Below are 23788 nucleotides of genomic sequence, written 5' to 3'. Positions count from 1 at the left end.
GAGCTTGCTCCCGCTGGACTGCCCGGCAGTCCCAAAAAACAGGGCCGCTTCGCGCCCCAGCGGGAGCAAGCTCCCTCGCCACAAAAGCTCCTTCGCCACAAAAAGCTCTAGCCACAGCAGTTCCCTGGCCACAGGTTAATTCATCGGTATCGGGCACTACCTCATTCGTCTTCTTCAGGAGTTCCACACAATGGATGCAATCATTCTCGACCTCGGCGGCGACATCAAGGGCGACAGCCTGCTGGAGGGTTTCACGGACAAGATCGAGGTCATGTCCTACAGCCACAACGTGGCGATGCAGGTCACCAATGACGTCAGCAACTCGGAGCGCACCTCCGGCCGGCCTCACATCGGCGAGTTCACCCTGACCAAATTCATCGACAGCTCCACCCCTTCCCTCAACGAGTATTGCTGCGCCGGCAAGCCGATCCCACAAGCTGTCATCACCATTGGCCGCAACGCCGCCGAGGGCAGCGGCAAACTCATGCCGTTCATCATCTACACCCTGACCAACGTGGTGCTGTCCAACGTCAGCGTCAGCGGCGGCACCGGCGGTAAACCGGTGGAAACCCTGTCGCTGAACTTCACCAAGATCAAATGGGAGCTCACCGCGCAGAAAGACGACGGCACCAAGGAAGGCACGGCGGGCACGACCTGGGACCTGGCCGCCAACAAAATGACCAAGTAAGGAAGCACCGCCCATGGCTGGCTTCGGGCTGCGCCCGCCCCTGTTCGAACGCCTGGCCAGCCAGGCGGACGATACCCCTCGGGCGTTTGACCGACAGGCGTTGCAAGACTCGGTTCATGCCGAATTGTCGCGCCTGTTCAACACCCGACGCGGCCCACGGGCACTGACCGAACCACCGAGCATCCTCGACTACGGCATCGCCGACTGGACCGCGCTGCAACAGCAGCGCAGCGATGACAGGCGTCAACTGACCCGGGAAATCCGCCAGGCCATCAGCCATTTCGAACCTCGCCTGCGCCTGGGCGAGGTCGAGGTCTGCCCGGTGCCGGGCCATCCGCAGCAATTGTGCATACGGCTGTCGGGCGAGCTGCGCGGCGACCTGCACGCCTGGCCCGTGGCATTTGTCATCGAGCACGCCGGCGACGGCCTTGAGGTACGACATGAGCGACTCGATTGACCCGCAACTGCTGGACTATTACCAGCGCGAACTGACCTGGTTGCGGCATGCCGGGAGCCTGTTCGCCGAGCGTTACCCAAAAGTCGCCCGGCGCCTTGAACTGTCTCCTGGCGAATGCCCCGACCCGCACGTGGAGCGCCTGCTGGAAGGTTTTGCGCTACTGGCCGCGCGCTTGCAACGCCGGCTCGATGACGACTACGCCGAATTCAGCGACGCCCTGCTCGAACAACTGTACCCATTGGCCATGCGCCCCTTGCCGTCGTGCGCCATCGTGCAGTTCGAGCCCGACCCGAGCAAAGGCAATTTGAACGAGGGCTACCCGCTGCCCCGCGACACACCGTTGTTCGTCACCACGGACAAGGGCCAGAGCATTCATTTTCGCACCACCGCCGCCGTGCATTTGTGGCCGGTGGAAGTCAGCGAGGCGTTGTTGCTGGGCAGCGACGAGGCCCAGGCGCTGACTGGGGTGGTCCAGGCCCGCTCGGCCTTGCGCCTGGAGCTGCGGTGCCTGGGCGAAAGCCAGTGGTCGACGCTGGGAATCGACTCGCTGCGGGTGCACCTGGCGGCATCACCGATCATCAACGCCGTCCTGTACGACCTGCTTGGCGCCCATGCCATCAAGGTCCTGGCCGGCGCTCCGGGTAGCGTGCCGGAACCACTGGCCGGCTTGCCGCAGATCGTCGGCTTCGCCAGCGACCAGGTCTTGCTGCCGGACGAGGATGGCGTACATCCAGGCATGCGCCTGTTGGCCGAGTATTTTGCCTTCCCGGATAAATTCGGTTTCTTCGACCTGCCACTGGCCGGCGCCATCAGCGACAGCCCGTCCCTGTACCTGTACATCGTTTTCGACCGCCCTCCCCCCAGCCGCTTGCCAATCCAGGCCAGCGACATCGTCCTGGGCTGCACGCCGGTGATCAATCTGTTTCCCCGGACTTCCGAGCCACTGCGCCCGGATGGCACCCGCAGCGAGTACCGGCTGGTGGCCGACAGTCATCGGGAAAACAGCGTCGAGATCCACAGCATCCGTGGCATGCGCGCCATGTCCAGCCAGGGCGTGCGCAAGGTACCGGCCTACTATGGTAGCCAGCATGGCAGCGACCAGTCCCTTTACTGGCATGCGCGCCGGGTCAGCGGCATGAGCCCGAACCGACTGGGCAGCGACTTGATGGTGAGCCTGGTGGACACCCAGTTCGACCCGCAAGCCGACACACGCGACTACAGCCTCACCGCCGAACTGCTGTGCACCAACCGTCACCTGGCCCAAAGCCTTCCGGCTGGCACGCCGCTGGGTTTCGAGCGACCGGGGCCGGTGGCCTGGGCCCGCTTGCGCAACCCACCCAGCCCACAGAGCCTGCCACGCCTGGACGGTGAGTCGCGCTGGCGGCTGGTGTCGCAATTGACCCTCAACCATTTGTCACTGGTCGAAGGCCCCCAAGCACTGGATGCACTGCGCGAGATTCTGCAATTGCACAACCTGCGGGATGAAGCCAGCGCCCATCGTCAGATCGAAGGGGTATTGGGTTTGGGCTGCGACCGGGTCATCGCCCATGTCGGCGAAGACGCCTGGCGCGGCTGGCGCAATGGGCTGGAGGTGCGCCTGCAGTTGGATCCGCAACACTTTGTCGGCAGCAGCGCCGTACTGTTCTCCGGGGTACTGGCGCAGTTCTTTTCCCTTTACGCCACCGCCAATCGCTTTGTGCGCACCGTGCTGGTCCAGTCCGACAAGGAGGTGAAGACATGGCAACCCCAAGCCGGCAAGCCCCTGGTGCTCTGAACCTGAGCCAGCGCCTGCGGCGCGACCCGCAACGCTTCGAATGGCTCCAGGCCTTGCTGTTGCTCGAACGTGAACATCCCCAGGCCGAACCCCTGGGCAGCGGCACCGCGCCCCATGCCGAGGCGTTGCGTCTGCGCGGGCCATTGACGCCGTTGTTCGCCGCCAGTGAAGTACAAAGCCTGGGCCAGGAACAGGGCCTGCCGCCAACCCTGACCACGCCGATCTTCGGCCTCGGTGGCCCGGACGGCCCGCTGCCCTACGCCTACCAGGAATGGCTGCAACAACGGGCACGGGCGAAAGATCATGCCCCGGCGGAATTCCTCGACCTGTTCCAGCATCGACTGCTCAGCCTGCTTTACAAGGTGATGCGCAAGCATCGCATCGCCCTGGGTTTCACGGCCCCCGGCGCATCCGCCGTACACGCGCAACTACGGGCGTTGACCGGCCTGCTGCCCAAGGCCTTGCAGGAGCGCCAGGCCGCACCCGACTCGGCGGTACTGGCCTGCACCGCGCTGTATGCCGATGGCCGGCGCTCACTGGCCGGGTTCGCGGCGATTGTCCGTGAGCAGTTCGCACTACCGGTGGAACTGAGCGCCTACGAAGGTGGCTGGCGTGAAATCCCCCCGGCCAGTCGCAGCCGCTTGCAGCCAGGCGGTCGCAACCTGTGTCTGGGCCGCAACGCGGTGGCCGGCACCCGCGTCTGGGACGAGCATGCCGGCGTGCGCCTGACCCTTGGCCCGCTGAGCACGACCCAGGCCAGCGGATTGCTGCCCAACGGCGAGACTCATCCGCTACTCGCCAGCCTTTACGCCCTGTATTTCGGCCCCGACCTGGATTGCACCCTGGTGCTGCTGATCCGTGGCGCCGGCCCCCTGCAACTGGAGCGCCAGGCAGCGCCACGGCTGAACTGGAACGGTGGCCTGCAGCGCCAACCGAGCCTGGCCGTGCAACGGATCGAAACCCGCCTTCGTCAGCCGGAGATCGCCTGAAATGGAACTGGCCAGCCTGATCGGACGGCTCAACCCGGACAACCGTCGCGCCCTGGAACGGGCCGCGCAACGTTGCATGCAACGCAGCCATCATTACGTGGAAATCGAACACCTGCTGCTGGAGTTACTCGACATCGAGGGTGGCGACTTCGCCTGTCTGCTGCCGCGCTTCGGCCTGGAGCGTGATGCGGTGGCGGCGGAAACCAACAAGGCCCTGGACCTGTTCAAATCCGGCAGCACCCGTACACCCGCCCTGTCGGCACAAACCATTGGCCTGCTGGAAGACGCCGTGGTCGAGGCCAGCGTACTGGGTCTGGACAGCATCCGCTCCGGGCTGTTGCTGCTGGCGCTGCTGGACCGCGATGAGCGTCGCAGCCTGCTGCTCAACAGCGCCTCGTCGCTACTGCGTATTCCTCGGGACGCCCTGCGCGCCCATCTATTGGAATGGACCGAAAGCTCCCGCGAGCACGTCGGTGGCGTGCGCCCGGCCAAACCCGGCGAGGCACCACAGAAACAGGACCCGGTCCTCGACCAGTACACCCAGGACCTGACCGCCGACGCCCGGGCCGGACGCATCGACCCCATCGTCGGCCGCGACGGCGAGATCCGCCAGTGCATCGATATACTGCTGCGCCGTCGGCAAAACAACCCGATCCTGGTGGGCGCGCCGGGCGTGGGCAAGACCGCCGTGGTGGAAGGCCTGGCCCTGCGCATCGCCGCCGGGGATGTGCCGCCGTCGTTGCAGGAGGTCACCCTGCGCGTACTGGACCTGGGCCTGTTGCAGGCCGGCGCGGGTGTCAAAGGCGAGTTCGAACAACGCCTCAAAGGCGTGATCGACGCAGTCCGCAGCGCCGAAAAACCCATCATCCTGTTCATCGACGAAGCCCACACCCTGATCGGTGCCGGTGGTGCGGAAGGCGGCAGCGACGCGGCCAACCTGCTCAAACCGGCCCTGGCCCGGGGCGAACTGCGCACCCTGGCCGCCACTACGTGGCTGGAGTACAAAAAATACTTCGAGAAAGACCCGGCCCTCGCGCGCCGCTTCCAACTGGTGCAAGTCGAGGAACCGGACGAGCTCACCGCAGTGGAAATGCTCCGTGGCGTGGCGAGCAAACTGGAACAGCACCACGGCGTGCAGGTGCTGGACGCGGCCATCCACGAGGCGGTGAAACTGTCCCACCGCTACATCTCCGGGCGCCAGTTGCCGGACAAAGCCATCAGCGTGCTCGACACCGCCTGCGCCCGGGTCGCCCTCGGCCAGCACGACGTGCCGCCGCCCCTGGAAAGCCTGCGCCACCGGCAGAACAGCCTCAAGGATGAAGTCGAACGCCTGCGCCGGGAACAGGCCACCGGGCTGGATCACCGCGAACGCATCACGCTGCTCGAAGGTGAATCGACCAGCAATGTGCAAGCCATCCGCGAGCTGGAAACCCGTTGGGGCGAAGAGCGTGAAGCGGTGCGCGAACTGCTCGACACTCGGCGCGAATTGCTCGCCCTGAGCGAACGCGCCGACAGCGAAAAACCCGACACCGAGATCGATAATCGCATCGATCATCTGGCCGCCGAGCTGCTGCGCCTGGAAGCCGGCCTCGATGCCATTCGCCAGGACGATCCGTTGGTGCCGGAACAGGTGGACAGCAAGACAGTCGCCGCCGTGATCGCCGGTTGGACCGGCATTCCGGTGGGCAAGATGCTCGCCGACGAAGCCCACGCCGTGCGCACCCTCGGCCAGCGCATGGGCCAGCGGGTCATGGGCCAGGGCACCGCGCTGAACACCATCGCCCAACGCCTGCAAGCCTACCGCGCTGGCCTCACCGACCCGCAGAAACCGGTCGGCGTGTTCCTGCTGGTGGGCCCCACTGGCGTGGGCAAGACCGAAACCGCCTATGCCCTGGCCGACGCTTTGTATGGCGGCGAACGCAACCTGATCAGCATCAACCTCTCGGAATATCAGGAAGCCCACACCGTCAGCCAACTCAAGGGCGCCCCGCCCGGCTACGTCGGCTATGGCAGCGGTGGCGTACTCACCGAAGCGGTGCGGCGCAAACCCTATTCGGTGGTATTGCTGGATGAGATCGAAAAGGCCCACCCGGACGTGCTCGAAGCGTTCTACAACGTCTTCGACAAAGGCCTGATGGAAGACGGCACCGGCCTGGTGGTGGACTTCAAGAACACGGTGATGCTCGCCACCAGCAACGTCGGCGCCGAACTGCTGCTGGATACGCCCGCTGCGCAACTGGGCAGCGACGCCTTCAACGAAGCCTTGCACAAAGTGCTGCTGCAAGCGTTTCGCCCGGCGTTCCTGGCGCGCATGACGGTGGTGGCGTATCGACCGCTGGATGAAGCGACGCTGGAGGGGATTGTCCTGGCGAAGCTGGAAAAGCTGCGCGGACGCTACAAGGCGGCGACCGGTAAGCAATTCGAGTTCGATGCCGGAATCGTCAAGGCGGTACTGGCCAAGTGCAGCGCGGCTGGAGCAAGGGATGTGGAGAATGTATTGATGACCCAGGTGACGGGAAAGTTGGCGGAGTGGGTGTTGGAGTAAACAATATGTCCAGAAAAGAGGCAGACGCACTGATCACTTTCGGTAAGTTCTGGTGGGCCAGCGCTGGACTTGCCAATGACGCCAATGGGCGAGATGCCGTCATCAAGCAGGCCAATGGGCAATTCGCCGCGTCGAACCTGCCGATAAAACTGGGAAGAGGATGGCAACCTCACGATCCTGTCATACGAACAAACAATAAATGCCATCGGTATAACAATGTCGCAATTTGGGCTGCCGGACATCGTGATGGTGGCGTTGCCGCAGCCCGAAAATTCCGAGACTGGTATACGGAGGATGACACGACGCTTTCAGACTTACCGGACGAACTCAAGGCACTGGCGGTCATTACACACCTGGCAGAGGTCGGCCGAGGCTACATCAGCTCGTTGGATATCCATCTTTCCCCCTGGATCGACGGCATTTGCAACGCCGCGACACCCGATGCCGCGAGAGCGTTGTGGCAGGACTACGAACATCGATTTCCGCCATCGTTGACTTACGCCAGGGATATCGGACTGGACTATGACCCCTGAGCTAGCCCGGATAGATACGACGATATCTCAAGGGCGCTGAAACACAGAACGATTCGATAAAAGGCCATTTCAATGCCTCGCGCCACCGATAACAACACCACCCTCTCCCTCAGCGCCGCCTCGCTGTCGGCGCTGTATCCTGAATCCCTGTCCGGCGAGGAAAGCCTCAATGCCCTGGGCTCGCATATTCTCAACGGCGTCGTCGACGGCGCCCCGCTGACGCTTACCAGCGCGGTCGCCAGCCACGTGACCACCACGCTGCACAAGGACGCCTTGCTGCGTCCGCTGGATTGGCTGGTGGCTGAAATCCGCCAGCTCCCCGCCGACGCCACCGCCGAACGCTACCAACTAATGCTCCGTCCGTGGCTCTGGTGGCTGAGCCTTGCCAGCAACAACCGCGTGTTCCAGAACCTCGCCACCTCGGACATCGTCACCACGATTTTCAAGGCCCATGGTTTCACCGACTTCCAGCTCAAACTCACCGGTAGCTACACCCCACGCGAATATTGCGTGCAATACGGCGAAACCGATCTGGCCTTCGTCTCGCGCCTGATGGAAGAGGACGGGATCTTCTGGTTCTTCACCCATGAAGACGGCACACACACGCTGGTGCTGGCCGACAGCAACGACGCTTTCGCGCCCATTCCCAATGGACCGACGGTGAATTATCTCGGGCAGAAACTGGGTGAGCGGGAACTGCATGGCATCCGCAGCGGGCAAGTGTGCCTGCAAGCGGTGAGCGGGGTTTACCAGGCCACCGATTACGAATTCACTACGCCGACGACATCGCTATACAGCCAGGCCGAAGCCGTGGCCGGACCAAGCTCGATGTACGAACATCCGGGCGGCTATACCGCCAAGGCCCAGGGCGATGCCCTGACCAAGTTGCGGGTGGACGGCCTGCGCAGCCAGGAGAAGCGTTTTGTCGGCGAAAGCGACTGCCGCTGGCTGGTGCCGGGATATTGGTTCACCCTCGCCGGCCACGAAGACACGACGCTGAATATCGATTGGGTGGTGACCTCGGTCAGCCACGAAGCCAGCCACGACAGCTATCGCAATCGCTTCGAAGCGATCCCCAAGGCCACGGTTTATCGACCGGCCCGCATCACGCCAAAACCACGCATGCACACCCAGACGGCACTGGTGGTGGGCAAGGCCGGCGAAGAGATCTGGACCGATGAATACGGCCGGATCAAGTTGCAGTTCCCCTGGGACCGCACCGGCAAGAACGACGAAACCTCATCCTGCTGGGTACGGGTGGTGTTGCCCTGGAGCGGCAAGGGCTTCGGCATGCAGTTCGTACCGCGGATCGGCCAGGAGGTCATCGTCACGTTCATCGACGGCGATCCCGACCGTCCGCTGGTGACCGGTTGCGTCTACAACGGCGACAACGCCCTGCCCTATGCGTTGCCGGCGAACCAGACCCAGTCCGGGATCAAGACCAATTCGTCCAAGGGCGGCGGTGGTTTCAACGAGTTGCGTTTCGAAGACAAGAAGGACGCCGAGGAGGTGTTTCTCCAGGCCCAGAAAGACTTCAACATCAACGTGCTCAACGACACCACCGCCACGGTCGGCCATGACGAAACCCTCACGGTGCAGAACGCCCGCACCCGCACGGTCAAGGACGGCGACGAAACCGTTACCCTGGAAAAAGGCAAACGTAGCGTGACCATCCAGACCGGCAGCGACAGCCTCGACGTGAAAGACACCCGCACCGTCACCGTCGGCTCGGACCAGAACCACAGCACCGGCGGCAACTACACGCACAAGGTCACCGGCAACTACGACCTGACGGTGGACGGCAACCTGACCATCAAGGTCAGCGGCACCCTGACCCTGCAAAGCGGCGGCAGTTTCGCGATCAAGAGCGGCGCCGACCTGGCGGCCCAGGCCAGCACCTCCATCAGCCAGAAGGCTGGCACGGCCCTGAGCAACCAGGCCGGCACGTCGTTGGAAAACAAGGCCGGCACCACCCTGACCAACGACGCTGGTATCAGCCTGGTGAACAAGGCCGCCGCCGAACAGACCGTGGATGGCGGCGGCATGCTGACGATCAAGGGTGGCTTGGTGAAGGTCAACTGACAGGAGCGCTCCAATGGCCTCGAAAAAACTCGACGTGGAGCGTGGCGACAGCCAACTGAGCGGGCAGTTGCTCGACGGCCGGCTCGACGGCTCGCTGCAGATTGAAGAGGCTCAGCGCCCCCAGGCAAAACTCAACTACAGCCAGGGTGAACTGCACGGTACCAGTACCCTGTATCACCCGAATGGAAGGGTCTCGGCGGTATTGCCGTTCGTGAAAGGTAAATTGCAGGGTGTAGCGAGCTTTTACGCCGCCGAAGGCGGGTTGCAGCGCCAGGCCACGTATCGCAATGGGTTACTGCACGGCGAGGCCAACAACTACTTCCCCGACGGGCAACTGGCCGAGGCCGAATTCTATCGCGACGGCGTACGCGACGGCCGCTATCGGCGCCTGCATCCCAACGGCAACCCGGCGGTCGAGGCCCGCTACCTCAACGGCCAACTGCTGGAACCGGCCCACGCCTACGCCGAAGACGGCCGACCGCTGGATGCCGAGGGCAAACCGATCTCCCGGGTGCGCTGGTGGTTCAGGCGTTGGAATGACCCGGCGCAGGCATAACTATTGTCTTCCCCTTTCCCCCCTGTGGGAGCGAGCCTGCTCGCGATGACGGCTTCACAGTCAATATCACCACCAACTGACCCACCGCAATCGCGAGCAGGCTCGCTCCCACAGGGGGATCGTCCATACCTTTTGGGGGTCGCACCCATCAGGGAATAAGCATCTGCACCTGCCCCGGCACGACGATCTTGATCACCCCGGCCCAGGTGCACATCAGGGTACTGTTGGCGTCGATGGCCGGCATGTTACCCAACAACAAGGTCGGTGCGCCGCCGGGGATCCATGGGGTCGCCGTGGCGGGAATGCACGGCATGGGGGTCAGCACACCCAATGCCGCAGCGGTCGCGGCAGCCACGGTCGGGTTGGCCAGGCTCTGGCACATGCCGAACGTGGTGATGTTCACCAGCGGGATGTGATCCATGATGTTCGCCGCTGGCATCCCGCCGGTCAGCAGGCGATTGACCGGCAGTACATTGAGCACCGCCGGGGCGACGCCGAAGCTGCATTGCAAGGTTGCGGTGCCACACACTTGCGGGCATCCCATCGCGATTGCTCCCTGAAAGCGACAGACCCCGTAAACCATAGCTCGCCCATCGCCCGCGTGCATCAGGCCCGCTGATTATCCTGCAACACGCTAACCTATAAGACCCTGGCGTGCTTGTGACGCCTCCCACGCGCCATTAGATTAGCCAATGATCGATGGCCTCCAAAATAAGCAGAAGGGATAAGCATGGCGTTTACTGATCAGTCCACCCGCGTGCGCGACGGTGAAGAACTCGATGCCAACCTGATCGACCCGTACCTCAAGGCCCACATTCCAGGCCTTACCGGCATGCCGCGGATCAGCCAGTTTCCCGGTGGCGCGTCGAACCTGACCTACCTGCTGGAATACCCCGAGCAGGAATTCGTCCTGCGCCGGCCGCCGTTCGGCCACAAGGCCAAGTCCGCCCACGACATGGGCCGTGAGTTTCGCATCCTCAATCAATTGCGCGAAGGCTTCCCGTACTGCCCCAAAGCCTACGTGCACTGCACCGACGAGTCGGTGATAGGCGCCGAGTTCTATGTAATGGAACGGGTCAAGGGCATCATCCTGCGCTCCGACCTGCCGCCGGAACTGGGTTTCGACGCCGCCCGCACCGAAGCGCTGTGCAAGAGCTTCATCGACCGACTCGTCGAACTGCACCGGGTCGACTACAACGCCTGCGGCCTGGCTGACCTGGGCAAGCCCGAAGGTTATGTGGCCCGGCAGATCCGTGGCTGGAGCGACCGCTACGAAAAAGCCCTGACCCCCGATGCGCCAAAGTGGGAAGCGGTCAAGGCCTGGCTCAACGACAAGATGCCCGCCGACCATCCGACGTCGAGCATCGTCCACAACGACTATCGCTTCGACAACGTCATCCTCGACCCGGAAAACCCGATGCAGATCATTGGCGTGCTGGACTGGGAACTGACCACCATTGGCGATCCGTTGATGGACTTGGGCAACAGCCTCGCCTACTGGATCGAAGCCGACGACCCGGCGCCGGTGCAGTTGATGCGTCGCCAGCCCAGCCACGCCCCGGGCATGCTGACCCGCCGCGAGTTCGTCGATTACTACGCCGAGCGCGCCGGGATTCGCATCGACAACTTCGACTTCTACTACACCTACGGCCTGTTCCGCCTGGCCGGGATCGTCCAGCAGATCTACTACCGCTTCTTCCACGGCCAGACCCAGGACAAACGTTTCGCGCAGTTCGTTCAGATGAACAAGCTGCTGGAACAGATGAGCCTGCAGGTCATCGGCAAATCCACGCTTTGAGCGCACCTATAACAAGGAAACAGCATGTCCAAGACTCAGTTGTTCGACCTCGACGGTAAAATCGCTTTCGTTTCCGGCGCCAGCCGTGGCATCGGCGAGGCCATCGCCAAACTGCTGGCCCAGCAAGGCGCCCACGTGATCGTGTCCAGCCGCAAGCTCGACGGTTGCCAGCATGTCGCCGACGCGATCATCGCCGCCGGCGGCAAGGCCACTGCCATCGCCTGCCACATCGGGGAAATGGAGCAGATCAGTCAGGTGTTCGCTGGCATCCGCGAGCAGTTCGGGCGCCTGGACATCCTGGTCAACAACGCCGCCACCAACCCGCAATTCTGCAATGTGCTGGACACCGATCTGGGGGCGTTCCAGAAAACCGTCGACGTGAACATTCGCGGCTATTTCTTCATGTCGGTGGAAGCCGGCAAGCTGATGCGCGAGAACGGTGGCGGCAGCATCATCAACGTGGCCTCGATCAACGGCATCTCGCCAGGGATTTTCCAGGGCATCTATTCAGTGACCAAGGCCGCCGTGATCAACATGACCAAGGTCTTCGCCAAGGAATGCGCGCAGTTCGGCATCCGCTGCAACGCCCTGCTGCCAGGCCTGACCGACACCAAGTTCGCCTCGGCGCTGGTGAAGAACGATGCGATCCTGAAAACCGCCCTGGCTCAAATCCCCCTCAAGCGCGTGGCCGACCCGAGCGAAATGGCCGGCGCAGTGTTGTACCTGGCCAGTGATGCGTCGAGCTACACCACGGGTGTGGCGTTGAATGTGGATGGGGGTTTCCTCTCCTGATATCGACATTCATCCTGTGGGAGCGGGCTTGCTCGCGAATGCGCCGGATCAGTTAATACAGTTATGACTGACTCATCGCATTCGCGAGCAAGCCCGCTCCCACAGAGGATCTTCAGTGATTTCAGAAATGAATATTTATTCCAAGATTTGCAATTAGAGAATATTTATTCCATAAATAGCCCTCCTGAAAACAACAATTCAAAGGGCTCTTTCTCATGCGTGAACTCGGCATCGGTCTGATTGGCACCGGCTTCATGGGCCGTGCCCATGCCTTGGCTTTCCACAATGCCAAGGCGGTCTTTAACCTCCCCCTGGACCTGACACTGGCGGCCCTGGCCGACGCCGACCCGCAGCGCGCCCAGCAATGCGCCCAAAGCTGGGGGTTTGCAACGGCCCACAGTGACTGGCAGCAACTGATCGACGACCCGAAGGTCAACCTGATCGCCATCACCACACCCAACCACCTGCACTTCCCCATGGCCATGGCGGCGCTGGCAGCGGGCAAGCCGGTCTATTGTGAGAAGCCCCTGGCAGTGTCCCTGGAGCAGGCCGAGCAGATGCAGCAGGCGGCCAAGGCCGCCGGCGTAGTGACGCGGGTCGGCTACAACTATCAGCACAACCCAATCATCCAACTGGCGCGAGACATGATCCAGCGCGGGGAACTGGGGCAGATCATCAGTTTCCAGGGCGAATTCAGCGAAGACTTCATGGCCGACCCGACCTCGCCATGGTCATGGCGCTGCGAAGCCGCCCACGCCGGTGGCGCACTGGCCGACCTGGGCAGTCACTTGCTGGCCATGGCCCGGTACCTGTTGGGCGATGTCGAAGCGGTGTGCGCCGACAGCCAGACCGTGCACAGCCAGCGTCCCGCCAGCGCCAGCAATGCCGAACAACGCGCCATCGCGGTGGACGACCAGGTCCACGCCCTGCTGCGTTTCACCAACGGCGCCCGAGGCACGGTGAGCAGCAGTTGGCTCAAGCACGGCTACAAGAACCACCTGAGCTTCGAGATCAGCGGCACCCTCGGCACGCTGGCGTTCGATCAGGAACGGCTCAATGAACTGCGCCTGTGCCGCGTCGGTCAGGCAGGTTTCCAGCGGCTGCTGGCTGGTCCGGATTTACCGGGGTATGCCGCGTTCAGTCCGGCGGCCGGGCATCAGTTGGGGTACAACGAATTGAAGACGCTGGAGGTGCAGGAACTGGTCATGGCCCTCGCAGACCAGGGTGGCAGCGGCACCGACTTTGCAGAAGCCTGGGAAGTGGAGCGGCTGGCGGCGGCGATTCGTGTGGCGGCGCGGGAGCAGCGGTGGGTGAAAATCAGCGAGCTGTGACCGCTCTTTTGCCGCACCTTGTAACCCTCGCCACAGGAGAGCTGTTCAGTTTCGATGTTGGGTTTGCAATTCAGCCAAGCGCGCGGCCAGCGCCTTGGCCTGGCTCGCCACGTCGGTCACCGCGGTGCTTTCCCACCACATCCCGCGCAACGGCGGCCCCATGGCGAACAGGCGCTCGGCAGGCTCGCCTTGGGCGTCCAGCACCGTCCCGTCAGGCCGGGCGGCGATACCCAGGGCCAATGGGCCCGGCTGGATCAGGCCTCGGGCCAGCAACTGCTGCGGCAACGGTCGCGCCACCCGGCGCCAGTCATATTCGATACCACTGGAATTGATCAGCGCCGCGCCCTGCACCACCGTCAGCTCAACCTCACCCCGCCGACGGATGTGAATAGCCAGCGCCCCCTCGGCAGTGGAAGCCAAGCCCTTGAACGACGCCGCGTGGATCCGCAACCGCCCTTCTTCGTGCAGACGGGCCACCAGCTCCGCGCTCAACGGTGGCGAACGATGGTGATGGCTCTCCCACCAGGGCCGTACATGCCGGACGAACTGCCGGCGCTGCACATCGCTGGCCTGGTTCCACAATCGCCCGATGTGCGCGCGCACCGTATCCAGCGGCGCCTGCCAATCGATGCCTTGGGCCCGGGCTTGACGGCATTGCTCGCGCAGTGCCCGCATCAGTTGGCGTGCCGAACGCAGGCTGTGATCCTCGGCGAGGAAATCCACCCAGGCCGGCGGTTGGCGGCGTACATGGGGCAGCAGGCCGTGGCGGGAAAACACTTCGATCGGGCCACGATGGCCGGCCTGTTCCAGCGACACGACGGCATCGACCATGGTCAGCCCCGAGCCGATGATCAGCACTGTGGACTGCGGATCAAGCTGACGCATCGCCGTCACATCCCAAGGGTCAAGGGCCGCGGCGTTCAAGCCGCTGGATTGGGTTTGCGGGGTCCGCGCCGCGGGGAACATGCCGGTGGCCAGCACGGCGAAACGGCCACGCAGGACCTGGCCGTCACCCAGCGTCAGCACCACGGCATCGTCGACAAGCCGCAGGTCAACAGCCTCCCCGCGCACATGTTCAGCCGTCGAACCATTTTGTGCGCCCAACTCGCGAGCCTCGGCCAGGCGTTGCTGCACATAGAGGCCGAATATCCCTCGGGGTGGGAACAACTCGCTGATCGGCACGTGCTGCTGATCCGACTCGGGCCAGCCGCCGGCCTCGATGAACGCGGTGAGCCATTGGGTCAGGTCATCGGCGTTGTCCGGGTCGACACTCATCCGTGCCGCGTTGCCGTTCAAGGTATGGCCCAACTCCACGGCGCTGTAGGCCTCGCCCCGGCCCAGTTCACTGCGTGGCTCGACGATCAGCACCTCGCGTCGGCCCGGCAGGCGCAACAACTGCGCCGCCAGCATGGCGCCGCTCAAGCCGCCGCCGATGATCAGGATATCGGCTTCGCGGATGAGCCCGCTGCCCTGTCGCTCCAGCGCTGTGTCCATACCGCCCTCCCCAGGCATCAAATCACCACGTTGCGTACGAATCTCGCCGCCACCGGGCCATCGTTGCGATAGGCATGGGGCTGGTTGCTGGCGAACATGAAAAACTCACCGGCGCCAATCCGGCGCTCGTCGCTGCCCAGCAGCAAGGTCAGGCTGCCCTCGAACACATAGAGCTGTTCGCTCCAGCCGTCGGCGTCGGGTTCGGAAGAATAATGCTCGCCGGGCTCCAGGCGCCATTCCCAGAGTTCGACCTCACGGCTGGCGGTGGCCTTGGCGAGCAATACGGCTTTGCTGCCAGCGATGGTACCGGCCCAGGCCAATTCGTTGATGCGACTCGGGTCGCGCGCATCGGGGGCCTGGATCAAGTCGCTGAAGGCCACGTCGAGGGCTTCGGCGACACGGTCAAGGGTGGTCAGGCTGACATTCTTTTCGCCGGCCTCAATAGCCACCAGCATGCGCCGGCTGACCCCGGACAATTCCGCCAGCGCGGTCTGGCTGAGCTGTGCGGCGTGCCGCAGGCGGCGGACGTTCTGGCTGACGTGTTGCAGGACGGATGCCCGCTGAGCGTTTTCTTTGTGCACTATATTGCTCATCTGCTGGGGTTGCGCATTATACTGCCCACCTTCTTCGGGCGCATTGTGCGTCCGCCTCAAGTGGCGCGCAAGGTCATGGCATCGGTGAACTCTCCTCAAGCTTCCTCCCGTTTCTCAAGGTTCAGCAAGGCCGAATGCGTGCTGGTGCTGATCACCATGATCTGGGGCGGGACGTTCCTGTTGGTGCAGCATGCCATGACCGTCAGCGGACCGATGTTTTTCGTCGGCCTGCGCTTTGCCGCCGCAGCCGCATTCGTTGCGCTGTTCTCCTGGCGCCACCTGCGCGACTTGACCCTGTTCGAACTCAAGGCCGGCTGTTTCATCGGCGTGGCGATCATGCTCGGCTACGGTTTGCAGACCGTCGGCCTACAGACCATTCCCAGCAGCCAATCGGCCTTCATCACCGCGCTGTACGTGCCATTCGTGCCTTTGTTGCAATGGCTGGTGCTGGGCCGTCGCCCTGGCCTGATGCCCAGCATCGGCATCATGCTGGCGTTCACCGGGCTGATGCTGGTGTCAGGTCCGGCGGGCGCGTCGCTGAATTTCAGCGCTGGCGAAATCGCCACGCTGATCAGCGCCATCGCGATTGCCGCCGAGATCATCCTGATCAGCGCCTATGCCGGCCAGGTCGATGTGCGCCGGGTGACCGTGGTGCAACTGGCAAGCACGGCGGTGCTGGCATTCCTGATGGTAGTGCCGACCCAGGAAACCATCCCGGATTTCTCCTGGCTGCTGTTGGTCAGTGCCGTGGGCCTGGGGGCCGCCAGCGCAGCGATCCAGGTGGCGATGAACTGGGCGCAGAAAAGTGTCTCGCCCACCCGCGCCACGCTGATCTATGCCGGCGAGCCGGTGTGGGCCGGCATCGCCGGGCGCCTGGCCGGTGAGCGGCTGCCAGCGATCGCGTTGTTCGGCGCGGCGCTGATCGTGGCGGCGGTGATTGTCAGTGAGTTAAAGACTCGGAGCAAAGATGTCGTCGAGGTGGATGAAGCACTCGAACGCGAGCAGTGAGGCCGGTCACCTGCAATGGTGATTGACCCTGTGGCGAGGGAGCTTGCTCCCGCTGGAGCGCGCAGCGGTCCTAAATCAGTTGACTCGATCTTCCTGGCACACCGAGTCGGCTGGTTTGGGGAGCTGCTGCGCAGCCCAGCGGGAGCAAGCTCCCTCGCCACGGGTGATGCGCATGGCGCGCTATTGCGTTACCTCCAACCATCGGCCCAGCGGCCCCAGTACCGTGGTGGATTCTGACGCTGCCTCCCTCCCCCAAACAACGCAAAGTCCGAAAACTCAACCAACCTTGTAGGATTCTGCGACACCCTCGCGGTTGGTGATCCGCAATACGCCACGTATGATCCCTCACAACCTCCCGCCGAATAGAAGCCTATGTCACTGATAGTTCTATTGCTTTTGCCCTTCATCGGCAGCTGTGTCGCGGCACTGCTGCCGCATAACGCCCGTAACGCCGAATCACTGCTGGCCGGCCTCGTGGCCCTGGCCGGCACTGTCCAGGTGGCCTTGCTGTACCCGCAGATCGCCGACGGCGGCGTGATCCGTGAGCAATATTCCTGGTTGCCCAGCCTCGGCCTGGATTTCGTGCTGCGCCTGGACGGTTTTGCCTGGCTGTTTTCCTTGTTGGTGCTGGGCATCGGCACGCTGGTGTCGCTGTACGCCCGCTACTACATGTCGCCGGACGATCCGGTGCCGCGCTTCTTCGCCTTTTTCCTGGCGTTCATGGGTGCCATGCTCGGGTTGGTGATCTCCGGCAACCTGATCCAAATAGTGTTTTTCTGGGAACTGACCAGCCTGTTCTCGTTCCTGCTGATCGGCTACTGGCACCACCGCACCGACGCCAGGCGCGGCGCCTACATGGCATTGATGGTGACCGGGGCCGGCGGTCTGTGCCTGTTGGCCGGGGTGATGTTGCTCGGCCATGTGGTGGGCAGCTATGACCTGGACAAGGTCCTGGCCGCCGGCGACTTGATCCGTGCCCATGCCCTCTACCCCATCCTGCTGCCGCTGATCCTGATCGGCGCCCTGAGCAAAAGCGCGCAATTCCCTTTCCATTTCTGGCTGCCCCATGCCATGGCCGCCCCTACGCCGGTGTCGGCGTATCTGCACTCGGCGACCATGGTCAAGGCCGGGGTGTTCCTGCTGGCGCGGTTATGGCCGTCGCTGTCGGGCAGTGAAGAATGGTTCTACATCGTCGGCGGCGCGGGAGCCTGTACGTTACTGCTGGGCGCCTACTGCGCGATGTTCCAGAACGACCTCAAGGGTCTGCTGGCCTACTCCACCATCAGCCACCTCGGGCTGATCACCTTGCTGCTGGGCCTGAACAGCCCGCTCGCGGCAGTGGCGGCAGTGTTCCACATCCTCAACCACGCAACCTTCAAGGCCTCGCTGTTCATGGCCGCAGGGATCATCGACCACGAAAGCGGCACCCGTGACATTCGCAAGCTCAGCGGCCTGGTGCGGCTGATTCCGTTCACCGCGACCCTGGCCATGGTCGCCAGCGCAGCGATGGCCGGGGTGCCGTTGCTCAATGGTTTCCTGTCCAAGGAAATGTTCTTCGCCGAGACGGTGTTTATCTCCGCCACGGCCTGGGTCGAGCTGGCGCTGCCGATCATCGCCACCATCGCTGGGACCTTCAGCGTCGCCTACTCCCTGCGCTTTACCGTGGATGTGTTCTTCGGCCCCACCGCCACCGACCTGCCCCATACCCCCCACGAACCACCGCGCTGGATGCGCGCCCCGGTGGAGTTGCTGGTGTTTACCTGCCTGTTGGTGGGGATCTTCCCGGCCCAGGTGGTCGGCTCGTTGCTCGCTGCCGCCGCGTTGCCGGTGGTGGGCGGCACGCTGCCTGAATACAGCCTGGCGATCTGGCACGGCCTCAACGCGCCGATGATCATGAGCCTGGTGGCGATGTCCGGCGGCATCGTCCTGTACCTGCTGTTGCGTAATCAATTCAGGCAAGGGCACATCAAGCACCCGCCATTCATTGGCCGACTCAACGGCAAGCGGCTGTTCGAACGCTGCCTGGTGCTGATGATGCGCCACAGCCGGCGCCTGGAACGACGGATCAGCACCCGTCGCCTGCAGGCCCAGTTGTTCTGGCTGGTATTGGCCGCGGTGTTCGCCGGGCTGATCCCGATGCTGCACAGCACGCTGGTCTGGGGCGACCGGCCGAAAATCCCCGGCTCCATCGTGTTCGTCACTCTGTGGCTGCTGGCGATCGCCTGTGCCCTGGGGGCGGCCTGGCAGGCCAAGTATCACCGACTCGCGGCCCTGACCATGGTCAGCGTCTGCGGCCTGATGACCTGTGTGACCTTCGTCTGGTTCTCAGCGCCGGACCTGGCCTTGACGCAACTGGTGGTGGAAGTGGTGACCACAGTGCTGATCCTGTTGGGCCTGCGTTGGTTGCCTCGACGGATCGAGGATGCCTCGCCCCTGCCCAACAGCGAGCGGCGCGCACGCATCCGCCGCCTGCGGGACTTGCTGTTGTCCATCGCCGTGGGTGGCGGCATGGCGCTGCTGTCCTACGCGATGCTGACACGGCAGACGCCCAACGACATTTCGTCGTTCTACTTGAGCCGCGCCCTGCCCGAGGGCGGCGGCAGCAATGTGGTGAACGTGATGCTGGTGGATTTCCGTGGCTTCGACACCCTGGGGGAAATCACCGTGCTGGTGGCGGTGGCCCTGGCGGTGTTCGCCCTGCTGCGACGCTTCCGCCCACCGAAGGAAAGCATGCAGCTACCGGCGCAACAGCGCCTGCTGGCACCGGATGTGGTCACCGACCTGGTCAACCCGCGCCATGCCAGCGACACCGCCCTGGGTTTCATGATGGTGCCGTCGGTGCTGGTGCGCCTGCTGCTGCCTATCGCCCTGGTGGTGTCGTTCTACCTGTTCATGCGCGGGCACAACCAACCCGGCGGCGGCTTCGTCGCCGGGCTGGTGATGTCGGTGGCGTTCATCCTGCAATACATGGTCGCCGGCACGCAGTGGGTCGAGGCGCAAATGAGCCTGCGGCCGCTGCGCTGGATGGGCACCGGGCTGTTGTTCGCCACGGTCACGGGCCTGGGGGCGATGGCCGTGGGGTATCCGTTCCTGACCACCCACACCTGGCATTTCGACTTACCACTGCTGGGTGATATCCATGTGGCCAGCGCGCTGTTCTTCGACATCGGCGTGTACGCCGTGGTGGTCGGCTCCACCCTGTTGATCCTTACCGCCCTGGCTCACCAGTCGGTACGAGCCCATAAACCGGGCCTGCAAGCCAAACCCATCGCCCCCGTCAAAGGAGCCACCGCCTGATGGAAGAAGTCATCGCAATCGCAATCGGCGTACTGGCCGCCTCCGGTGTCTGGCTGGTGCTGCGGCCACGGACCTTCCAGGTGGTCATGGGCCTGTGCCTGTTGTCCTATGGCGTCAACCTGTTCATCTTCAGCATGGGCAGTTTGTTCATCGGCAAGGAACCGATCATCAAGGACGGCGTGCCCCAGGATCTGCTGCACTATACCGACCCACTGCCCCAGGCCCTGGTGCTGACCGCCATCGTGATCAGCTTCGCCATGACCGCGCTGTTCCTGGTGGTGCTGCTCGCCTCCCGGGGCCTGACCGGGACTGACCATGTGGACGGTCGGGAGCCCAAGGAATGATGTTGACGCCCCACTTGATCGCCGCGCCCATTCTGCTGCCGCTGCTGACCGCCGCGTTGATGCTGATGCTGGGCGAGAAGCACCGTCCGCTCAAGGCCCGGATCAATCTGTTTTCCAGCCTGCTGGGCCTGGGCATCGCCGCACTGTTGCTGTACTGGACCCAGGACCAGGCGCTGCCCGCGTCCATTGGCGTGTACTTGCCCGGCAATTGGCAGGCGCCGTTCGGCATCGTCCTGGTGGTCGATCGCCTGTCGGCGTTGATGCTGGTGCTGACCGGCATCATCGGCGTCAGCGCCCTGCTGTTCGCCACCGCCCGTTGGGACCGTGCCGGCGCCAGTTTCCATGCGCTGTTCCAGATCCAGTTGATGGGCCTCTACGGTGCCTTCCTGACGGCGGACCTGTTCAACCTATTCGTGTTCTTCGAGGTGCTGCTGGCGGCCTCCTACGGCCTGATGTTGCATGGCTCGGGCCGGGCGCGGGTGTCGTCGGGCCTGCATTACATATCCATCAACCTGCTGGCTTCGTCACTGTTCCTGATCGGCGCCGCGCTGATCTATGGCGTCACCGGCACGTTGAACATGGCCGACCTGGCCCTGAAGATCCCGCTGGTGCCGGAAGCCGACCGCGGCCTACTGCACGCCGGGGCAGGTATCCTCGCGGTGGCGTTCCTGGCCAAGGCCGGCATGTGGCCGCTGAACTTCTGGCTGGTGCCGGCCTATAGCGCCGCCAGCGCACCGGTGGCGGCGCTGTTTGCGATCATGACCAAGGTCGGTGTCTACACGATCCTGCGCCTGTGGACGCTGCTGTTCTCCGGCCAGGCCGGCGCCTCGGCTTATTTCGGTGCCGACTGGCTGGTCTACGGCGGCATGGCGACCATCGTCTGCGCCGCCATCGCCATTCTGGCGGCGCAACGCCTGGAGCGCATGGCGAGCTTGAGCATCCTGGTCTCGGCCGGGATCCTGTTGTCGGCCATCGGCTTCGCCCAACCCAACCTGGTGGGTGCGGCGCTGTTTTACCTGGTGAGTTCGACCTTGGCGCTCTGCGCGCTGTTCTTGCTGGCGGAGTTGATCGAACGTTCGCGCTCGGCCAATGAATTGTCCCTGGACGACGACTTCGACACCTTGCCGCGACCGCTGGAATCCCTGCAACCGCCCAAGGGCATCAACCTCGATGACGAGCAGAAAGCCGTGGTCGGGCAAGTGATTCCCTGGACCATGGCCTTCCTTGGCTTGAGCTTTATTTTCTGTGCACTGTTGATCATCGGCATGCCGCCGCTGTCGGGGTTCATCGGCAAGCTGAGCCTGCTGAGCGCCTTGCTCAATCCTCAAGGGCTCGGAGCCAGCGCCGAGGCGTCGGTCTCGAATCAGGCGTGGGGCTTGTTGGCGTTGCTGATCCTCTCGGGGCTGGCTTCGCTGATTGCATTTTCACGCCTGGGCATCCAACGTTTCTGGACGCCCCAGGAACGCCCGTCACCGTTGCTGCGGCCGTTCGAATGCCTGCCGATCATCGTGCTGCTGGGCCTGGGCATCGCCCTGACCTTCAAGGCCGAACCGTTGCTGCGCTATACCCAAACCGCTGCCGATGCGCTGAACAACCCGGAACATTACGTGATGTCGGTACTCGCCACCCGCCCCGTGCCCAACCCCGAAGCCCGTGCGGCGTTGCGGGAGGTGCAGCCATGAAGCGCCTGTTCCCCGCTCCGTGGTTGTCCCTGGCGCTGTGCGTGCTGTGGCTGGTGTTGAACGTGTCCCTCAGCGCCGGCCATCTGCTGCTGGGCGCCACGCTAGGGTTTCTGGCCCCGCTGATGATGCGCCCGCTGCGACCGCGGCCCATCCGTATCCGTCGGCCGTGGGTGGTGTTGCGCTTGTTCCTGCTGGTGGGCCGCGACGTGCTGGTGTCCAACCTGGCGGTGGCCTGGGGTGTGCTGAACGCCGGGCGCCGCCCACCTCGCTCGCGCTTCATCAAAGTGCCGCTGGACCTGCGCGATGCCAACGGCCTGGCCGCGCTGTCGATGATCACCACGGTGATTCCCGGGACCGTCTGGTCGGAACTGGCCCTGGACCGCAGCATCCTGCTGATGCACGTGTTCGATCTGGCAGACGAGGCGTCATTCATCGCCCATTTCAAGGCCACCTATGAACGCCCGCTGATGGAGATCTTCGAATGAGCCCATTGCTGTCCAATGCGATCCTGTTGAGCCTGTTCCTGTTCTCCCTGGCGATGGTGTTGACCCTGTGGCGGCTGTTCAAAGGCCCGTCGGCCCAGGATCGGGTACTGGCCCTGGACTACCTGTACATCGTGGCGATGCTGATGATGCTGGTGCTGGGCATCCGTTATGCCAGCGACACCTATTTCGAGGCGGCCCTGCTGATCGCCCTGTTCGGCTTTGTCGGCTCGTTTGCCCTGGCCAAGTTCCTGTTGCGTGGCGAGGTGATCGAATGACCGGCGAACTGTCGATGTGGGTGGAAATCCCGGTGGCGATCCTGCTGGTGCTCAGCAGCTTGTTCGCCCTGGTCGGGGCCATCGGCCTGGTGCGGCTCAAGGATTATTTCCAGCGTATGCACCCACCGGCCCTGGCGTCTACCCTGGGGGCCTGGTGCGTGGCGCTGGCCTCGATCGTGTATTTTTCGGCGCTCAAGTCCGGGCCAGTACTGCATGCCTGGCTGATACCGATCCTGCTGTCCATCACTGTCCCGGTGACCACCCTGCTGCTGGCCCGGGCGGCGTTGTTCCGCAAGCGCATGGCCGGGGATGATGTGCCGGCGGAAGTGAGCAGTCGCCGAACCGGGCAGGACGGCTGACCGCTGCCTTGTGGCGAACACCCTTGTGGCGAGGGAGCTTGCTCCCGCAGGGCTGCGCAGCAGCCCTTAGACCTGTCACCTCGGTGTCAGGCCGATTGTGTCCGGTTTTTTGGGAGGGCTACGCCCTCCAGCGGGAGCAAGCTCCCTCGCCACAATGGTGTTCACCTTTAGAAATTGCGTCGCGTCAGGCCCAGGCCACCGCCAGCAACCCAGCCCCGAGCACCACGCACAACGGCGAATAGACCCAGGTGTCGAGCTTGGCGAACGTCGAGCCCTTGACCTCCTTGAAGAAGCCCACCAGCTCCGACTCGCCAATGGCCCGGGCGAACATCAGCAAAGCGATCGCGCTGATCAGCCACTGCAATGCCCGATGGGTGACCGGCTGCGCCAGCAGGCCGACTCGTAGGCACACCAGCAGCGCAATCAGCAGCAGCGCCAGAGCCACCAACAAGGTCAGCCAGCCCGAGGGGTCGAACGCCGGTCGCAACGCCCCCCCTTGCTTCACCGGCACCTGAGGCACCACCGCCAGGGCCGCCCATCGCCCCCCCAGGGCCCAATACAAATGAATCAAGCTGATGGTCGCAAACACTGCGACCAGCGACCGAGCCAATAAAAGCGTCATTCGCCAGCCTCCTGAAAAAGGTTGAACAATCATCCTAGCTCGAATTTGGCATTTCGCTGGACGGGCGCAGGTTGCCAGTTTCCA

Annotated in this window: 22 protein-coding genes; 18 read left to right on the top strand and 4 right to left on the bottom strand. The window is 63.6% G+C overall.

What is annotated here, in order from left to right; translation table 11 throughout:
* Nucleotides 1-190 precede the first annotated feature (190 nt).
* The 8 genes from PSH86_RS13335 (at nucleotide 191) to PSH86_RS13300 (ending at nucleotide 9624) form a co-directional block, all read left to right on the top strand.
* A complete protein-coding gene (locus PSH86_RS13335; protein WP_109756006.1) occupies nucleotides 191-688 on the top strand; it encodes an Hcp family type VI secretion system effector in 498 nt (165 codons plus the stop codon).
* A gap of 13 nt (nucleotides 689-701) precedes the next feature.
* Complete coding sequence (tssE, locus tag PSH86_RS13330) at nucleotides 702-1145, top strand: type VI secretion system baseplate subunit TssE (RefSeq protein WP_176688058.1); 444 nt, start codon at nucleotides 702-704, stop codon at nucleotides 1143-1145.
* Entirely contained in the window at nucleotides 1129-2919 is a 1791-nt protein-coding gene (gene tssF, locus PSH86_RS13325) for a type VI secretion system baseplate subunit TssF (protein ID WP_305490229.1), read from the top strand. Before tssE ends, tssF begins: the two co-directional genes overlap by 17 nt.
* The gene (tssG, locus tag PSH86_RS13320; protein ID WP_163854027.1) at nucleotides 2883-3908 is read left to right on the top strand and encodes a type VI secretion system baseplate subunit TssG; all 1026 of its coding nucleotides are present in this window, start codon (nucleotides 2883-2885) and stop codon (nucleotides 3906-3908) included. Before tssF ends, tssG begins: the two co-directional genes overlap by 37 nt.
* Before the next feature lies 1 nt (nucleotide 3909).
* The gene (tssH, locus tag PSH86_RS13315) at nucleotides 3910-6453 is read left to right on the top strand and encodes a type VI secretion system ATPase TssH (RefSeq protein ID WP_232200011.1); all 2544 of its coding nucleotides are present in this window, start codon (nucleotides 3910-3912) and stop codon (nucleotides 6451-6453) included.
* A 5-nt stretch (nucleotides 6454-6458) separates the two neighbouring features.
* A complete protein-coding gene (locus PSH86_RS13310) occupies nucleotides 6459-6986 on the top strand; it encodes a hypothetical protein (RefSeq protein ID WP_305490226.1) in 528 nt (175 codons plus the stop codon).
* 72 nt (nucleotides 6987-7058) lie between these two features.
* Nucleotides 7059-9068, top strand: a complete 2010-nt coding sequence (tssI, locus tag PSH86_RS13305; protein ID WP_305490224.1) for a type VI secretion system tip protein VgrG — start codon at nucleotides 7059-7061, stop codon at nucleotides 9066-9068.
* A 13-nt stretch (nucleotides 9069-9081) separates the two neighbouring features.
* Entirely contained in the window at nucleotides 9082-9624 is a 543-nt protein-coding gene (locus tag PSH86_RS13300; RefSeq protein WP_305490222.1) for a toxin-antitoxin system YwqK family antitoxin, read from the top strand.
* Nucleotides 9625-9772: 148 nt separating this feature from the next.
* Here the strand turns inward: PSH86_RS13300 and PSH86_RS13295 are convergent, their stop codons facing one another.
* Nucleotides 9773-10168, bottom strand: coding sequence for a DUF4280 domain-containing protein (locus tag PSH86_RS13295; protein ID WP_109755997.1), 396 nt, complete (start codon nucleotides 10166-10168; stop codon nucleotides 9773-9775).
* Nucleotides 10169-10354: 186 nt separating this feature from the next.
* Between PSH86_RS13295 and PSH86_RS13290 the strand changes: the two genes are divergently transcribed.
* From PSH86_RS13290 to PSH86_RS13280, 3 genes are all read left to right on the top strand, one after another.
* Nucleotides 10355-11422, top strand: a complete 1068-nt coding sequence (locus tag PSH86_RS13290; protein WP_305490220.1) for a phosphotransferase family protein — start codon at nucleotides 10355-10357, stop codon at nucleotides 11420-11422.
* A 24-nt stretch (nucleotides 11423-11446) separates the two neighbouring features.
* Complete coding sequence (locus PSH86_RS13285; protein ID WP_003180553.1) at nucleotides 11447-12214, top strand: SDR family oxidoreductase; 768 nt, start codon at nucleotides 11447-11449, stop codon at nucleotides 12212-12214.
* Between the two features lie 215 nt (nucleotides 12215-12429).
* Nucleotides 12430-13545: a Gfo/Idh/MocA family protein gene (locus tag PSH86_RS13280; protein ID WP_305490218.1), complete on the top strand. Its 1116-nt coding sequence runs from the start codon at nucleotides 12430-12432 to the stop codon at nucleotides 13543-13545.
* A 45-nt stretch (nucleotides 13546-13590) separates the two neighbouring features.
* Here the strand turns inward: PSH86_RS13280 and PSH86_RS13275 are convergent, their stop codons facing one another.
* Both PSH86_RS13275 and PSH86_RS13270 read right to left on the bottom strand, forming a co-directional pair.
* On the bottom strand, nucleotides 13591-15039 hold the full coding sequence (locus tag PSH86_RS13275) for an FAD/NAD(P)-binding protein (protein ID WP_305490216.1): 1449 nt from the start codon (nucleotides 15037-15039) through the stop codon (nucleotides 13591-13593).
* A 17-nt stretch (nucleotides 15040-15056) separates the two neighbouring features.
* Nucleotides 15057-15620: a helix-turn-helix domain-containing protein gene (locus tag PSH86_RS13270; protein WP_163854036.1), complete on the bottom strand. Its 564-nt coding sequence runs from the start codon at nucleotides 15618-15620 to the stop codon at nucleotides 15057-15059.
* On the opposite strand from PSH86_RS13270, the gene PSH86_RS13265 reads away from it, so the two are divergent.
* The 7 genes from PSH86_RS13265 to PSH86_RS13235 all read left to right on the top strand — a co-directional run bounded on the left by PSH86_RS13265 (nucleotide 15615) and on the right by PSH86_RS13235 (nucleotide 23082).
* Nucleotides 15615-16640, top strand: coding sequence for a DMT family transporter (locus PSH86_RS13265; protein ID WP_109755992.1), 1026 nt, complete (start codon nucleotides 15615-15617; stop codon nucleotides 16638-16640). The genes PSH86_RS13270 and PSH86_RS13265 overlap by 6 nt on opposite strands.
* 372 nt (nucleotides 16641-17012) lie before the next feature.
* Entirely contained in the window at nucleotides 17013-19937 is a 2925-nt protein-coding gene (locus PSH86_RS13260) for a monovalent cation/H+ antiporter subunit A (protein WP_109755991.1), read from the top strand.
* Nucleotides 19937-20281 (top strand): Na+/H+ antiporter subunit C, encoded by a 345-nt coding sequence (locus tag PSH86_RS13255; RefSeq protein ID WP_003202835.1) that lies wholly within the window; start codon nucleotides 19937-19939, stop codon nucleotides 20279-20281. Before PSH86_RS13260 ends, PSH86_RS13255 begins: the two co-directional genes overlap by 1 nt.
* Nucleotides 20278-21963, top strand: a complete 1686-nt coding sequence (locus tag PSH86_RS13250; RefSeq protein WP_109755990.1) for a monovalent cation/H+ antiporter subunit D — start codon at nucleotides 20278-20280, stop codon at nucleotides 21961-21963. Before PSH86_RS13255 ends, PSH86_RS13250 begins: the two co-directional genes overlap by 4 nt.
* Nucleotides 21960-22448 carry a Na+/H+ antiporter subunit E gene (locus PSH86_RS13245; RefSeq protein WP_109755989.1) on the top strand — a complete coding sequence of 163 codons (489 nt, stop codon included), beginning with the start codon at nucleotides 21960-21962 and terminating at the stop codon, nucleotides 22446-22448. The genes PSH86_RS13250 and PSH86_RS13245 overlap by 4 nt, the downstream gene beginning before the upstream one ends.
* The gene (locus PSH86_RS13240) at nucleotides 22445-22723 is read left to right on the top strand and encodes a K+/H+ antiporter subunit F (protein WP_003202841.1); all 279 of its coding nucleotides are present in this window, start codon (nucleotides 22445-22447) and stop codon (nucleotides 22721-22723) included. Before PSH86_RS13245 ends, PSH86_RS13240 begins: the two co-directional genes overlap by 4 nt.
* On the top strand, nucleotides 22720-23082 hold the full coding sequence (locus PSH86_RS13235) for a Na+/H+ antiporter subunit G (RefSeq protein WP_109755988.1): 363 nt from the start codon (nucleotides 22720-22722) through the stop codon (nucleotides 23080-23082). Before PSH86_RS13240 ends, PSH86_RS13235 begins: the two co-directional genes overlap by 4 nt.
* Nucleotides 23083-23266: 184 nt before the next feature.
* Here PSH86_RS13235 and PSH86_RS13230 read toward each other — a convergent pair whose 3' ends face one another.
* A complete protein-coding gene (locus PSH86_RS13230; protein WP_109755987.1) occupies nucleotides 23267-23704 on the bottom strand; it encodes a DUF3995 domain-containing protein in 438 nt (145 codons plus the stop codon).
* Nucleotides 23705-23788 lie beyond the last annotated feature (84 nt).

This window comes from Pseudomonas sp. FP2300 (assembly GCF_030687595.1).
Lineage (GTDB): Bacteria > Pseudomonadota > Gammaproteobacteria > Pseudomonadales > Pseudomonadaceae > Aquipseudomonas > Aquipseudomonas bijieensis.
This window is presented reverse-complemented; position numbering and strand designations above follow the sequence as displayed.

What these genes read in the sequence shown, in the direction of transcription:
- PSH86_RS13245 (WP_109755989.1), top strand. Translation starts at nt 21,960, where the DNA reads ATGAAGCGCCTGTTCCCCGCTCCGTGGTTGTCCCTGGCGCTGTGCGTG.
- PSH86_RS13285 (WP_003180553.1), top strand. Translation starts at nt 11,447, where the DNA reads ATGTCCAAGACTCAGTTGTTCGACCTCGACGGTAAAATCGCTTTCGTT.
- PSH86_RS13310 (WP_305490226.1), top strand. Translation starts at nt 6,459, where the DNA reads ATGTCCAGAAAAGAGGCAGACGCACTGATCACTTTCGGTAAGTTCTGG.
- tssE (WP_176688058.1), top strand. Translation starts at nt 702, where the DNA reads ATGGCTGGCTTCGGGCTGCGCCCGCCCCTGTTCGAACGCCTGGCCAGC.
- PSH86_RS13250 (WP_109755990.1), top strand. Translation starts at nt 20,278, where the DNA reads ATGATGTTGACGCCCCACTTGATCGCCGCGCCCATTCTGCTGCCGCTG.
- PSH86_RS13280 (WP_305490218.1), top strand. Translation starts at nt 12,430, where the DNA reads ATGCGTGAACTCGGCATCGGTCTGATTGGCACCGGCTTCATGGGCCGT.
- tssG (WP_163854027.1), top strand. Translation starts at nt 2,883, where the DNA reads ATGGCAACCCCAAGCCGGCAAGCCCCTGGTGCTCTGAACCTGAGCCAG.
- PSH86_RS13260 (WP_109755991.1), top strand. Translation starts at nt 17,013, where the DNA reads ATGTCACTGATAGTTCTATTGCTTTTGCCCTTCATCGGCAGCTGTGTC.
- PSH86_RS13230 (WP_109755987.1), bottom strand. Translation starts at nt 23,704, where the DNA reads ATGACGCTTTTATTGGCTCGGTCGCTGGTCGCAGTGTTTGCGACCATC.
- PSH86_RS13290 (WP_305490220.1), top strand. Translation starts at nt 10,355, where the DNA reads ATGGCGTTTACTGATCAGTCCACCCGCGTGCGCGACGGTGAAGAACTC.
- PSH86_RS13295 (WP_109755997.1), bottom strand. Translation starts at nt 10,168, where the DNA reads ATGGGATGCCCGCAAGTGTGTGGCACCGCAACCTTGCAATGCAGCTTC.
- PSH86_RS13235 (WP_109755988.1), top strand. Translation starts at nt 22,720, where the DNA reads ATGACCGGCGAACTGTCGATGTGGGTGGAAATCCCGGTGGCGATCCTG.
- PSH86_RS13335 (WP_109756006.1), top strand. Translation starts at nt 191, where the DNA reads ATGGATGCAATCATTCTCGACCTCGGCGGCGACATCAAGGGCGACAGC.
- tssI (WP_305490224.1), top strand. Translation starts at nt 7,059, where the DNA reads ATGCCTCGCGCCACCGATAACAACACCACCCTCTCCCTCAGCGCCGCC.
- tssH (WP_232200011.1), top strand. Translation starts at nt 3,910, where the DNA reads ATGGAACTGGCCAGCCTGATCGGACGGCTCAACCCGGACAACCGTCGC.
- PSH86_RS13240 (WP_003202841.1), top strand. Translation starts at nt 22,445, where the DNA reads ATGAGCCCATTGCTGTCCAATGCGATCCTGTTGAGCCTGTTCCTGTTC.
- PSH86_RS13255 (WP_003202835.1), top strand. Translation starts at nt 19,937, where the DNA reads ATGGAAGAAGTCATCGCAATCGCAATCGGCGTACTGGCCGCCTCCGGT.
- tssF (WP_305490229.1), top strand. Translation starts at nt 1,129, where the DNA reads ATGAGCGACTCGATTGACCCGCAACTGCTGGACTATTACCAGCGCGAA.
- PSH86_RS13300 (WP_305490222.1), top strand. Translation starts at nt 9,082, where the DNA reads ATGGCCTCGAAAAAACTCGACGTGGAGCGTGGCGACAGCCAACTGAGC.
- PSH86_RS13275 (WP_305490216.1), bottom strand. Translation starts at nt 15,039, where the DNA reads ATGGACACAGCGCTGGAGCGACAGGGCAGCGGGCTCATCCGCGAAGCC.